This window comes from Gottfriedia sp. NPDC058432 (assembly GCF_042721555.1).
Lineage (GTDB): Bacteria > Bacillota > Bacilli > Bacillales > Bacillaceae_G > Gottfriedia.
In genome coordinates this window covers 1-13,764 of sequence record NZ_JBHXLC010000034.1, presented here as the reverse complement: position 1 = coordinate 13,764, position 13,764 = coordinate 1, and the positions used below count along the sequence as shown (strand labels likewise).

11 protein-coding genes and 2 pseudogenes are annotated in these 13,764 nt (G+C 30.6%); 9 read left to right on the top strand and 4 right to left on the bottom strand.

Annotated elements, in window-relative coordinates; all coding sequences use genetic code 11:
* Nucleotides 1–589: 589 nt before the first annotated feature.
* A complete protein-coding gene (locus ACFWM3_RS22745; protein ID WP_390313013.1) occupies nt 590–3,667 on the bottom strand; it encodes an efflux RND transporter permease subunit in 3,078 nt (1,025 codons plus the stop codon).
* 251 nt (nt 3,668–3,918) lie between these two features.
* Here ACFWM3_RS22745 and ACFWM3_RS22740 point away from each other — a divergent pair, with 251 nt between their 5' ends.
* On the top strand, nt 3,919–4,029 hold the full coding sequence (locus ACFWM3_RS22740; protein WP_220270703.1) for a DUF6254 family protein: 111 nt from the start codon (nt 3,919–3,921) through the stop codon (nt 4,027–4,029).
* 214 nt (nt 4,030–4,243) lie between these two features.
* On the opposite strand, the gene ACFWM3_RS22735 is transcribed toward ACFWM3_RS22740, so the two are convergent.
* Nucleotides 4,244–4,429 carry a YkvS family protein gene (locus ACFWM3_RS22735; RefSeq protein ID WP_056474129.1) on the bottom strand — a complete coding sequence of 62 codons (186 nt, stop codon included), beginning with the start codon at nt 4,427–4,429 and terminating at the stop codon, nt 4,244–4,246.
* A gap of 175 nt (nt 4,430–4,604) precedes the next feature.
* Between ACFWM3_RS22735 and ACFWM3_RS22730 the strand changes: the two genes are divergently transcribed.
* The 7 genes and pseudogenes from ACFWM3_RS22730 (at nt 4,605) to ACFWM3_RS22700 (ending at nt 10,557) form a co-directional block, all read left to right on the top strand.
* Nucleotides 4,605–4,913, top strand: a complete 309-nt coding sequence (locus ACFWM3_RS22730) for a spore germination protein GerW family protein (protein WP_056474132.1) — start codon at nt 4,605–4,607, stop codon at nt 4,911–4,913.
* An 80-nt stretch (nt 4,914–4,993) separates the two neighbouring features.
* A complete protein-coding gene (locus ACFWM3_RS22725; RefSeq protein ID WP_056474133.1) occupies nt 4,994–5,188 on the top strand; it encodes a hypothetical protein in 195 nt (64 codons plus the stop codon).
* 358 nt (nt 5,189–5,546) lie between these two features.
* Nucleotides 5,547–5,906: a class Ib ribonucleoside-diphosphate reductase assembly flavoprotein NrdI gene (nrdI, locus tag ACFWM3_RS22720; protein WP_056474136.1), complete on the top strand. Its 360-nt coding sequence runs from the start codon at nt 5,547–5,549 to the stop codon at nt 5,904–5,906.
* Nucleotides 5,893–7,020, top strand: a pseudogene (locus ACFWM3_RS22715) (ribonucleotide reductase N-terminal alpha domain-containing protein); the annotation flags it as partial. The gene nrdI and the pseudogene ACFWM3_RS22715, both read left to right, overlap by 14 nt.
* Before the next feature lie 466 nt (nt 7,021–7,486).
* A pseudogene (locus tag ACFWM3_RS22710) lies at nt 7,487–8,443 on the top strand (ribonucleotide reductase large subunit); the annotation flags it as partial.
* Between the two features lie 158 nt (nt 8,444–8,601).
* A complete protein-coding gene (gene nrdF, locus ACFWM3_RS22705; protein WP_056474139.1) occupies nt 8,602–9,570 on the top strand; it encodes a class 1b ribonucleoside-diphosphate reductase subunit beta in 969 nt (322 codons plus the stop codon).
* Between the two features lie 18 nt (nt 9,571–9,588).
* The gene (locus tag ACFWM3_RS22700) at nt 9,589–10,557 is read left to right on the top strand and encodes a quinone oxidoreductase family protein (RefSeq protein ID WP_390313012.1); all 969 of its coding nucleotides are present in this window, start codon (nt 9,589–9,591) and stop codon (nt 10,555–10,557) included.
* Between the two features lie 48 nt (nt 10,558–10,605).
* Here ACFWM3_RS22700 and ACFWM3_RS22695 read toward each other — a convergent pair whose 3' ends face one another.
* Nucleotides 10,606–11,829, bottom strand: coding sequence for a two-component system sensor histidine kinase NtrB (locus ACFWM3_RS22695; RefSeq protein ID WP_390313011.1), 1,224 nt, complete (start codon nt 11,827–11,829; stop codon nt 10,606–10,608).
* Nucleotides 11,830–11,955: 126 nt separating this feature from the next.
* Between ACFWM3_RS22695 and ACFWM3_RS22690 the strand changes: the two genes are divergently transcribed.
* Nucleotides 11,956–12,804, top strand: a complete 849-nt coding sequence (locus tag ACFWM3_RS22690) for a DUF72 domain-containing protein (RefSeq protein ID WP_056474145.1) — start codon at nt 11,956–11,958, stop codon at nt 12,802–12,804.
* Here the strand turns inward: ACFWM3_RS22690 and ACFWM3_RS22685 are convergent.
* On the bottom strand, nt 12,801–13,214 hold the full coding sequence (locus tag ACFWM3_RS22685) for a disulfide oxidoreductase (protein WP_056474150.1): 414 nt from the start codon (nt 13,212–13,214) through the stop codon (nt 12,801–12,803). The two genes, ACFWM3_RS22690 and ACFWM3_RS22685, sit on opposite strands and share 4 nt — an antisense overlap.
* Nucleotides 13,215–13,764 lie beyond the last annotated feature (550 nt).

The window sequence follows — 13,764 nt, the reverse complement described above, 5'->3', positions numbered from 1 at the left end:
CTAGTAGAACCAATTAAAAAACACAAAAAGAGAAAGGATTATTACCTTTCTCTTTTCAGAGGTTGAAATATATAGTAGTCAATATTGAAAAATACAAACATTATATGATTTTCTATGAATTTATAGATTATTTATTATTGTTTTATCTGACATCTTATTGGTAACCAAGTGTTTTTGGTTTGTTTATAAATGTTTTAACTAACTTGCAAAAATTAAAATTTCTTCTTTTTTAACGATCATTATTTGTAAAGATGTGTAAGTCGTCATCATAAGTTACACTTGATTAGTAAAGGGTAATCCATTCGTTCAATTGACTATTTTTTTATTTTTAAGATTATTATTTTTTATATGGAACATGATTGGAACGGAAGGGTGCTCGACTCCTATGGGATTAGCGGGAAGGCTGAGACCCCGCAGGCGTAGCCGAGGAGGCTCAGGTCTCGCCCCATGGAAAGCGAGCACACTGTAGTGGAAATCAAGATTCAACTTACTTATCAATGATAATTCCAACAATTAATTGACAATTTTTTTTTTCAACAGCATGAAAAGAGAAAGGATTGCCCCCTTTCTCTTTTACTATTTATCAAATTTAATTATTAACAACTTTGGCAGTATCTTCAGACTTAGCATGCTTCTTTGTTTTCTTAGAAAAGAACAGTTCATATACAACCGGAATAAATACTAGCGTTAATAATGTTGATGAAGTTAAACCACCAATTACTGTAATAGCTAATCCTTTCGAAATAAGTGTACCACTAGACTTTGTTAATGCTAAAGGTAGTAAAGCAGCTATTGTTGCAAATGCGGTCATTAATATAGGTCTTAGACGTGTTTTACCTCCCTCGATGATTGCTTGGCGAAGAGGTAATCGTTTTTGTTCTAAATTTTGTCCGATTCGATCGACTAGTACGATTGCATTAGTTGTTACGATTCCAATTAACATTAGTAAACCAATCATTACACTAATTGAGAGTGGTTCGCCAGCTAGGAATAGTGCAACAAATGAACCGATTGGTACAAATACTAATGCAGATAAAATAATAAATGGAATTCGAGCTTTGCCAAAAGTAATTAACATGGTTAAATAAACTAATCCGATTGCAACTCCCATTGCAACACCTAGATCTTTAAATGTTTGAGTAGTATCATCACTACCGCCACCACCTTTTAAAGTTACATCAGTTGGCAAGTCTACATCTTTTTTTACATCATTGATTACTTCATTTGTTACTTTTGCAATGTCTTTTCCTTTTATTTGAGCAGAAACCTTAGCAAATACTTTAGCATCTAATTTTTGAATTGCTGAATATGTTTCAACTGCTTTAACTTGGGCTACATCTGATAATTTGATTGGTACTAATTTACCAAACAATTTAATATTTTTAATATCCTCTACAGATTGGAGTTCTTTATTGTAAGTTAATTGTACATTTTGATCTTTACCATCAATTTTTAATGTTCCCATATTGACTGGATTTGTTTGGTCAGCAACTAAACCTAAGATCATTCCAGCGGAAAGTCCATTTTCAGAAACTTTTTTCTCATCAACTGAAACAATAACTTGTTTTTGTTTTTCTGCGAAATTATTCGTAACATATTTTAGGTGGTCATTCTTTTTCATATAGTCTTCAACTTTTTTTGCACTTTCTTGTAGTGCAACTAAGTTATTAGAATATAAATTGATGTCCACGTTATTATTTGATGGTGGACCACCAGATGAGTTTTCTTGTAATCCTACTTTAGCACCTTGAACTTCAGATGTTGCTACTTTCTCCATTTTACTTTTTGTATCTTTAATGAATTGATCAACATCTGCACTTTGTTTTAAATTAATAAAATAGCTAGCTTTATTCTCAGTTTTTAGTCCAGTCATAAAGTCACGGCTACCAACACCAGTAGAAACTTCTTTAACTTGCTTCATATTTAAGAACATCTTTTCCATTTTTAATGAAACTTCATTTGTTTTTTCTAATGATGTTGATGATGGCAGTTCTAATGAAGCAATGATTGATCGTGAAGATTCATTTGGAATAAATGTGAACCCAAGTCTACCTACTAAAGAGAAAGAACCTGCAAGTAATACAATAGCTAGTACAATAACAATCCATTTGCGATTTAATGATTTTTCGATCACATTACCGTACCAAACTTGAATTTTATCTTCTTTTTCTTCAGGTGGCACTTTCTTAAAAGCATAGCGACCTAAAATTGGTACGATTGTAATCGAAACTAACAATGAAGCTAGTAAGGAAAAAACAATTGTTAAAGCAAATGGTAGGAATATTTTACTAGTAAATCCACCGACAACACCTAAAGGTAAGAAAACTACAATTGTAGTAATAGTAGAAGATGTGACTGCTTTTAATATTTCTTTTGTAGAAGATAAAATTAAATAATTTGAAATGCCTTCTTTAGATTTACGTATTCTTCGGAAAATATTTTCAATTACAACGATACTATCGTCAACTACACGTCCTACTGCAACTGCCATACCACCTAGGGTCATAATATTTAGCGTTATATCTAATTTAAGTAAGAAAATCGATGTAATTAATAATGATAAAGGTATTGATATAATAGCAATAAATGTAGCTCTGAAGTTACGTAAGAAAATCAATACTGCTAATGAGGCAAATATTGCGCCTAATAAGCCTTCTTTAATTAAAGATTCAACAGATGACTTTACACCTTCAGCAGAACTATAACCCACTTTATATGAAATTTCATTTTTATGCTTATCTAGTACCTTTATTACTTTGTCAGCTACTTCAACTGTATTTGCATCTTGTTTTTTCGTTATTGCCATTGATATAGCATCATTGTCATTATAACGAATTAATTCGTCTTTAGAGTCTACTGATTCAATTTTAGCGATGTCTCCTAATAAAACTTTTGGAGTTTGAGCATTTTGATTTGGTGTAGTAGAAGTAAAAGATGCAGGTTGTAATTCTAAATCCTTTAGTTTCTGAAGTGTGTCTAATTTTTCTTCAACACGAATTGGAATTTTAATATCGCCATCATTTATTTTTCCAGCCGGGAAGGATAGGAATTTTGCATTAATTTGATCTTTTATACTTGTTAATGAAAGACCTAAGTTTGCAATTTTTTGCTTATCAACTTCGATTGATAATGAAGTAGATTTTCCTCCACCGATCGAAACGCTGTTTACGCCTTCAATTTTATTTAAAGCTGGTACAATTTCGTCATTTAAAGTTGTTTCGATATTTGAACCATCTTTTGAAAACATTGAAATGTAATAAATAGGGAATGAACCAAACGAAAAACGGTCTACTTTTGTTGATACATTTTCAGGTAATCCAGCATCCTTTAATGTTGTGTTAATTTGTTGTTCAACTTTATCCATATCCGTATTAAATGGGAATTCTACATTAATTACAGAAACGCTTTCGAAAGAAGAACTTGAAAGTGTCTTAATTCCTTCAATTGATTTAAATGAATTTTCAAGTTTTGTTGTAATCTGCTCATTTATATCATCTGGTGCTGTACCAGGGTAAACAACTTGAACAGAAATAGCTGGAAACTCGATATTTGGAAGCTCTTCAACTTTTAATTTTGAATAGGAATATAGTCCTCCAAATATTAATAAAAACGAAATAATAAAAATTGCTACAGAGTTTTTTAAACTAAACTTTGTTAAAAAGTTCATTTATTACCTTCCTTCCTATGTATAGTGATAAAGTGATAAAAAAATATAATCCGAATTTTCAATCTTTAGACGTCGTTATTTCTCTGGAGAAAAAACATGTTCATTTCAACTCTTTTAAAAAAAAAAGAAAAAGATCTAAACGTTTTATACGATTTTCTTGCTCAATCCTTCTAAAAATAATTAACATAGATTTTCATTTTTTGTGAAATGATAAGATGGCAAGAAATTGATTAATTTTAGGAGGAAAGAAAATGACAAAATCAAAAAAAGAAAAGGAACGATTTTGGAATGAAAGAAAGTCGAACCAACAGCCACATGATAAAGTAAAATCGTTTAAAGAATTGGACAAAGAAACAAAATAGCCATCTCCTTTACTAAAGAGTGAATGGTACTAGATTTTTATCGTGATCATTACTTATCACATTATCATTTGTAATCATAAAAAAAAGTCCCGTGATATACACGGGACCTGAGACTGATTTGGTAAAGAATTCTAATAAAATTTTAATATAATTGAAATTTATGTAGTTCGAACCTTTTAAAATATGAATATAAGCTGATATTACTATTATTAAACTATTCAGCTGTTTTTAGTATTTTATAATTTTTATGGTTTACGACTGTTAGCGGTTCCATTTCTAAATCTCTGAAGTTTTCCATTATGGATATGTCAACAATGACAGAATTTTTATTTACTTTTTGTACTCTACCTTTCAATCCCTGTTTAAACTCAATGATATTTCCTGCTTCTGCAATTTTCATGAGCATATCTCCTAACAAAGTTTTGACTTGACACCTTCTATAATGCATGAAAACGGTTTAAAGGTAAAGAGAAAATTTAAATTTTTTTACAATTTTGTCTTTTTTCATAAGAAATTATGTTTAAAAACCTTTTGAAAGGCAAAAATGGTTGTAGCACTTTCAGGAGGTTAGTTTGTTGAAAGAATGGTTTGAAGAGTTTGAAGTAGAAATTTCAAATGAAATTAAAAATTTGGTTAGTAGTAATACTCTTATAGGTGATCCGATTTTATATTTTGAAAAAATTATTTTAGTACCATTTTTTGAAATGATTTTAGCGCTAGGTGAAGCACATTCATCATACGAGTTTGCGAGTATCGGAACTGGAGTAGAAGTAATTCCTAAAGCATTCTTAGTTTTAAAAGATGGAAAAAGTGAAGTAATTTTAGTAAATAATAAAAATATGAATTTAGCTGTTACGGAAAAAATTCTTGATGTAACTATTTAGTTTCCATTAAGTACATTCTTTGTTAATGTAAGGTTTGAAGTTTATTTCTTGTGGCGATCAAAATAATAAAGGGTGATAGTATGGAACAAAATGAATTTATCAATTTGATTGATCAGCTAGTAAAAGGTGAGATATCAGAAATTAGTGTTACAAAAGATGATTTTTTAACATTTAGACAAATAATTGTTAATCGAGAGGACTTTAAGCACTTTCGTGGGATTGCACAGCATGGTGGCCATGCAATTTATACTTACTTAGAAGAAGCTAGAAGTTAACAATTTTTGTTAAAATCTAAAGTCAAAATAATATTATTTTAATCGAGTACTCATTAAAAGTTTGCGAAAAAAAAAAGTTTTTTTAGCTTTTTTTCTTATTTCGCAAGGTCTTAATGAGTACTTTTTTTGTGAAAATGTTATGACCTCATTTGACAAAAAAATTGTTTTACACTTTATTGCACTCTTCTCCATAATTTGTTAAATTTCATATATTGTTTTATTTCGAGACATATTGTCGAAATGTTTATTTTCTAAATTCAGTACCTATATGTTGTGTTTGTTCTAAAAAGGTAATACAATATGTAGGTATATAATATAAGTATTTTCAATATTCTTACATATTAACGAGGGTGATAATATGGTGATAGTTTACAGTTCAATGACTGGCAATGTTAAGCGATTTGTCAATAAAGTTAGAATGCCGTCAATCCAAATAAAAGATGGACTAACAATTGAAGTACCGTATATTCTCGTAACCTATACTACAGGATTTGGTAACGTACCTGAAAACGTAAGTACTTTTTTGGAGAGTAATTCAAAGTATTTAAAAGCAGTCAGTGCAAGTGGTAATAAAAACTGGGGAGATTCTTTTGCAGCAAGTGCAGATAAAATAGCATCAGACTATCAAGTTCCAGTGTTATCAAAGTTTGAACTGTCAGGGACAAGTCGAGATGTACAATATTTTATTGAGGGAGTGGAAAAGCTTGAGACATATTGAGCTGAATAATGAATTGACGATTAAAAAAGATGGTTTTTTTGATCTCGCAAAAGATAAAGAAGCGCTTCTTTGTTTCTTGAAAGAAGTTGAAGATAAAAAGATTCAGTTTTCTTCATTAAAAGAACGCTTAAACTATATGATTCAAGAAAACTACTATTATAATGTTGAGATGGATTACTCCTTTGATGAAATAGAAAAATTATATGAGTTAGTATACAATGCAGGATTTACTTTTCAATCATATATGGCCGCATCAAAATTCTTTAAAGATTACGCATTAAAAACAAATGATGGAAAGCATTATTTAGAAGGATATGAGGATCGAATTGCGATCGTTGCACTATATTTAGGAAGAGGCAATATTGAAAAAGCATTGAAATTAGCAAAAATGATGATTCAACAAAACTATCAGCCAGCTACTCCAACTTTCTTAAATGCTGGAAGAAGTAGAAGAGGCGAATTGGTGTCATGTTTCTTATTAGAAATGGACGATAGTTTAAATTCAATAGGATTTCAAATTAATACGGCAATGCAACTGTCAAAAATAGGCGGTGGTGTTGCATTAAATCTATCAAAACTTAGAGCTCGTGGAGAGCAAATTAAAGAAATTGATAACGCTGCAAGTGGTGTTGTTCCTGTTATGAAGCTATTAGAAGATTCATTTTCATATGCTAACCAGCTTGGACAACGTAAAGGTGCTGGTGCAACCTATTTAAATATTTTCCACTGGGACGTAGTTGAATTTCTTGATACAAAAAAAATCAATGCTGATGAGAAAAGTAGAATTCAATCACTATCAATCGGTTTAATAGTTCCAAATAAATTCTTTGAACTAGCAGAAAAAAATGAACCATTCTACGTATTCGCACCATATACAGTGTATAAAGAATATGGAATTCATTTAGATGACTTTGATATAGATGAAAGATATGAAGAGTTAGTAAATAATGAGCGTATTAAAAAGAAAAAGCTAGACTTAAATGCTCGAGATCTTTTAGTAAAAATTGCTGCGATTCAGTTAGAATCTGGTTATCCATATTTGATGTATAAGAGTAATGCTAATCAGCAGCATGCATTGAAGGATATTGGCGAAATTAAAATGTCTAATTTGTGTTAATAGCTAGCACCTTCTAGAAGAAATTCTAGTCGAAAACTCTGTTAAACGGGAGAAGCCTTATAATAGGTAATCTACCGTGCTAAATCTTATCTTAATTCGTTAATCTAAACTATTTATAGTAAGTGTCTTATAGGTATTAAGTGTTAATTCATTAATCAAAATGTAGCACAATATTTAGGAATGTCTAAAGAAACCCATCAGGAGACAAGGTCGCAATAAATTTCCTACCTATAAGAGACTTTCTGAAAGATTAAGATAAGTAAATGCCTAACGACTATCGAAAGCATAGCTGGATGAAAAACTCCAGTGAAGAAGCGAGTAGAGTACACTCGAAGCGAGTGGAAAAGCAGAGCACCTTACCAGGTTGAGCTGAAGGTGATGATATAGTCTATCCTGCATGGTGACATGTAGCAGTTCATAAGAGAACGGGTTAGGTCGTAGCGGGCCTGATTGAATATATGAGACAGAAATTTTTCAACTTCAAGAAACATCAGTCATCAATAACTATGGTGAAGAAGATGCGATTAAACGTGATGTGAATTGTAATTTAGGATCATTAAATATTGTAAATGTAATGGAAAATAAAGCGATCAGAGAATCTGTACATGTTGGAATTGAGGCATTAACAGCTGTAACAGATATGACGGAAATAGAGAATGCACCTACAGTTAAAAAGGCAAATGAAGAACTTCATTCTGTTGGTCTAGGTGCAATGAATTTGCATGGGTTTTTAGCGAAAAATGGAATTTCATATGAAAGTACTGAAGCTAAAGATTTTGCGAATACTTTCTTTATGATGGTAAACTTTTATTCTATTGAAAAAAGTATGCTAATTGCTAAGGAAACTGGTAAAACGTTTAAGGATTTTGAAAAGAGTGAATATGCTAAAGGTACTTATTTTGAAAAGTATACTTCAAAATCATTTGAACCTAAAACAGACAAAGTAAAGGAATTATTTAATGGAATCTATATCCCGAATGAATTTGACTGGGTTACATTAAGTAAGCAAGTACAAGCGTATGGATTATATAACAGCTATCGTTTAGCAATCGCACCTACTCAATCGATTAGCTACATTCAAAATGCTACTTCATCGGTTATGCCGATTGTAAATGTTATAGAGTCTAGAACTTACGCAAATTCAACAACTTATTATCCGATGCCATATTTATCAAAAAATAGTTTCTGGTATTATAAATCGGCATATGATATTAACCAATTTAAGTTAATTGACTTAATTGCTGAAATTCAGCAGCATGTCGATCAAGGTATTAGTACAATTTTATATGTAAACAGTGATATCTCAACGCGAGAGCTTGCTAGATACTATATTTATGCTAATAAAAAAGGATTAAAGAGTTTATATTACACACGTACTCGTAAATTGAGTGTAGAAGAATGCATTAGTTGTTCAGTATAAAAAAGTAGTATTGAACTTTAGTATATAAAGAGTTGAATAATCTAAACCTGAATCTAAATAAATTACTTGATGATCTAAATGAAAAGCTCGAATATAGAATGCTTTATGCATATTGTTCTATATCATCGAGCTTTCTTTATGATTAGGGGGAAATATAAATGAAAGCTGTTAACTGGAATAAAAAAGAGGATGATTTTAGTTTAGTATTTTGGAAGCAAAATCTATCGCAGTTTTGGACTGAAGAAGAAATTGTCGTTTCATCTGATAAAAATACTTGGAATACATTATCAAAAGAGGAGCAATCGGCATTTAAAAAGGTTTTAGGCGGATTAACATTATTAGATACTAAGCAAGGCGGAGAAGGTATGCCTTTAATCTTAGTTCATCTTAAAAATTTACAAGCTAAAAGTGTGCTAGCCTTTATGGGTGCGATGGAAGAAGTACATGCGAAAAGCTATTCGCATATTTTTACAACTCTTGCTACTGAAGATGAAATTGAAGATTTGTTTAAATGGGTAGACGAGCATCCAATTTTAACTAAAAAATCGGAATTAATTTCTTCTTATTATTTAAATCTATTAAAGCGTGATGTTTCGGATGAAGAGTTGTATATGGCAATGGTTGCAAGTGTATTTTTAGAAAGTTACTTATTTTATAGTGGATTTTTCTACCCGTTATACTTAGCTGGTCAAGGTAAAATGACTGCTAGTGGAGAGATTATTAATTTAATTTTACGTGATGAAAGTATTCATGGTGTTTTTGTAGGACTATTAGCGCAACAAATTTATGACCAATTTACTGATGAACAAAAAACTCGACTTTACAATGAAACAATGTCATTATTAGTTCAATTATATGAAATTGAGTTACAATATACAGATGAAATTTATTCTTCAATTGGTTTAGTGGATGAAGTTAATAAGTTTATTCGATATAATGCAAACAAAGCGTTAATGAACTTAGGATTTGATCCTTATTTTGATGAAGAAGATATTAATCCAATTGTTTTAAACGGTTTAAAAACGGATACTAAAAATCATGATTTCTTCTCTGTTAAAGGTAATGGGTATGTAAAAGCAGTTACAGTGGAAAAATTAACAGATGAAGATTTTGTCTTTGAATTTTAAATGTAAGGAAGTATGTAAATGAAAGCACTTGTTTTTAGAGAATTTGGTCAATCAGACGTATTAAAATACGAAGAAATAGCAACACCTAAAATTTCAAACGATGAAGTATTAGTTGAAATGAAGGCTGTAGGGGTTAATTTTGCAGATATTTATCGTCGTAAAGGAAATTATCATTTAGCAGGTGAACCTCCATATATTCTAGGTTATGAAGGCTCTGGAATCATTACCGAAGTCGGTTCTGATGTGAAAGACTATAAAGTAGGAGATCGCGTAGCGTTTGCTGATGTTCCTTTTTCGAATGCAGAGTATGTTGCTGCAATGGAATCGCATATTGTACCAATACCAGATGAAATTAACTTTGAAATTGCTGCGTCTATTATGCTACAAGGGTTAACTGCACATTATTTAATTAATGATAGTTATAAAATAAAAGCAGGTGATGTTGCACTTGTTCATGCAGTTGCAGGTGGTGTTGGCCAATTATTGACTCAAATGATTCTTTTAAAAGGTGGAGAGGTAATCGGCTTAACCTCATCACAAGAAAAAAGAGAAAAAGCTTTATCAATCGGTGCGAAAGAAGTATTTTTATATACTGATAATTGGGTTTCACAAATAAAAGAGTTTACAAAAGAAAAAAATGGTGTAGATGTTGTATATGAATCAGTGGGCTCTACAATAATGGATAGCTTTGAAGCAACAAAAGTTCACGGTACAGTTGTATTTTATGGAATGGCTGGAGGAGATCCAGTTCATATTGATCCAAGAATGTTAATGGATACTTCAAAAACGCTAACTGGTGGAGACTTGTGGAATGTACTAATTTCGAAAGAAGAGAGACTACGTAGAAGTAGCGAGCTATTTAATTGGATTGCAACGAAACAATTAATCGTACAACAACCTACTGTGTTTCCTTTAAAAGATGGTAAGCTTGCACATGATCTATTAGAAAGTAGAAAATCAACTGGAAAAATCATATTATCTGTTTAATAAAAAAGACCAAAACTTTGATGTTTTGGTCTTTTTTTATGAATAAAGCTATTTAATTGGTAATGTAATCGTAAAAGTAGTTCCATTATTACCGCTTATTGCAGAAATGGTCCCGTTATGATTTTGAATCAGTTTTTTAGTTAGAGATAAACCTAGTCCAGTACCGTCATCTTTAGTTGAGAAAAACGGATCAAATATATATGGTAAATCTGAAGGTGGAATTCCAGATCCATCATCTTTTACTGCAATATAAATAAAATCTTTATCAATATAAGTTGCAATGATAATTGTAAGCTGACCTTCTTTTTTTGCATCTAGTGCATTATGAAATAAATTTAAAATTACTTGGACAAGTTGGTTTTTATCAAAGAAAATATGTGCTCCTATTAATTCCTCAGATAGGTAATATTCAATTTTAACATTATTTAAAACGGTCTCGCTAAATAATAGCTGTTTTATGTGATTTGATAAAAAATCATTAATATTAATTGGCTCTGGTTTATAGTTCGCATTCTTTGTTATCGATAAAAAGTCTGTAATAATTCCATTTGCTCGATCTAATTCTGGAATCAATAAATCATTAAACAATTGTTTATACCTAGGTGGAGCTTCTTCTTGCAAGAATTGCAAATAACCTCTAACAGTTGTAAGTGGATTGCGGACTTCATGTGCTATACCTGCAGCAATTCTACCTGACAATGCTAGCTTTTCAGAATCTCTTGCCTCGTTTAAATTATGAAAAACACCAATTACTCTTGAAATTTCTCCATTTAAATCACGGATGATGCGAGTATTGATAATGCCATAATTAATATTTAAAATTTCCTTATTATAAAATTCTTCGCCTGAATAAAGTGTTTGTAATAAACAAATTTCTTTATCGTCTATTTTTAATAATTCTCTAATATGTCGTCCGATTAATTCGCATTTAGTAATTTTAAAATCAATCGCAACTTGCTGATTGTATAGCGTAATGATACCATCTTTATCTATAAATAATATATGGTGCGGTAATGCATCGTAGATCGATTGCAAAGTTCTTCTACTATTAAATAAAAAGTTAGAAAATTTAGTATGTAATGGAATTGTATCATTATTTGTATGATATAAGGTTGTATTTCTAGTTAAATGATTCGAATAAGATAATTCACGAGTTTCATTTGAAAATATAGATCCGGAAGTTATTGTATTTAAAATTGTTTCATACGATTTTACTTTTTCTTCAAGTTCGGTAATTTTATTTTTAAGTTCTTGTACTGTCTCGTTAATCATTTACACTATACTCCAATTTCTACTAAAATAAGATTATACTGTAGTCATTATATCAAACTAATTCGTTTATTTTAATGAAAATTAGAAATAATTAATTAGTAATGAAAGAACTAATGGGAGAGAAGTATGGAAATAAAAATTGGAGTTACTGGGTGGGGCGATCATGATAGTTTATACCCTGATCGGATTCACTCTTCAAAAAAATTGAGACAATATTGTATGCATTTTCCAATTGTTGAAATTGATTCTTCCTATTATAGTATTATGCCACAATCAAACTATCAAAAATGGGTAAATCAAACAACTGCTGACTTTTCATTTATCGTTAAAGCATATGGTGGAATTACTGGCCATTCAAGGCAAAATTATTCGAAAGAGGAGCAAATTTTACTGTTGACGCCATTTTTGGAATCTATTCAGCCTTTAATTGAAGCGAATAAGTTAAAAGGGATCTTATTTCAGTTTCCACCATGGTTTAATTGTAAAAAAGAAAATGTTGAAATATTAAGAACCTTGAAAAGTAAACTTAAAGGACTTCCTGCAATTTTAGAATTTCGAAATCAGACTTGGTTTTATCCGAGTTTTTATGATCAAACTTTGAAGTTTATGGAGGATGAAGGATGGATTCATTCAATTTGTGATGAGCCACAAGCAGGTAATGGTAGCATACCAATCGTGTTACATCCGACAAATCCGAAATTAACTTTAATCCGGTTCCATGGTCGAAATATATATGGATGGAATCACAATGGACAAGATAATTGGCGTGAAGTACGTTATTTATACCGATATAATGAAGAGGAATTATACGAATGGGTAGAAAGAATTGAGCAGTTATCAAAAAACACAAAAGAAATTTGTATACTGTTTAATAATAATTCTGGTGGAGATGCAGCTGATAATGCAAAACAATTAATGAAGCTGCTAGGTATTGAATTTGGACCATCTTCTACCGAGCAGCTTGAATTATTTTAATTTGATTTTCGTAAAAGAGTTATGCAGCAAATATTAATAAGTAGGAATGCAACAAATGCTAACATTGGAATTGTAATGAATCCAAACCAATTTAAATAATCTCCAGTACAAGGGACCGGACCACACTGCGTTGCTGTTTCCTTCAGTGCGGGAACTTTTTGAATTAAAATATGATAGATTGAAATACACATACCTATTAATGATAAAGGTAAAACATAAATTACATCTTTTATTTTATTTTTATAAAAAGCGATTCCAATAATAAAAACGATCGGGTACATAAAAATTCGCTGATACCAGCATAATGAACATGGTGTCCAATGATTAATAATTGAAAATGATAAACTACCTAGTGTTGCAATAATACTTACAATCCAGGTGAAAAATAAAATTGATTGCTGTTTCTTCATTCCTTACCATCCTTAATTTGATTTTCGATATTGCTATTGTACCTTTGATTGGATGTAAAGTGTTATTAAAACGTCATTAGGTCGCTAATTTTTTAGAAATTTAAATTTTAGTTATCAATATTAATCATGTTAATTAAACCCTTAGACTAAGAATTCAATAAATAGAAGTTCAATTAAAAAAGCAGATCTTTAATAATAATTAGAAATTTGCAAGCAGGACCATTATTCATGAAGAAATAGAGAAGGGTACAACTTACCGATTCAAACAAAACTCAACTTTTTCAATAAATTATTCACTTAGTGTTCTAGTTTTCAAAATTTCTTCATTCATATTTCAACACACTGAAAAAACCTGAGATCAGTTGGTCAAGACCCCAAAAAGTGGAGATGTAAAAAACCTGAGTTATTTCCTTTTGGAAATAGCTCTTTCTTTTGTGTTCATGTTGAGCTATTAACTAGTTTTTCCGTGCTTAAGAAGCTAGTTGTTGATGTCTAAAACTGACTGGAGATAGTCTATTTAATCTTCGTTGTCTTCTCTGATTGTTATATT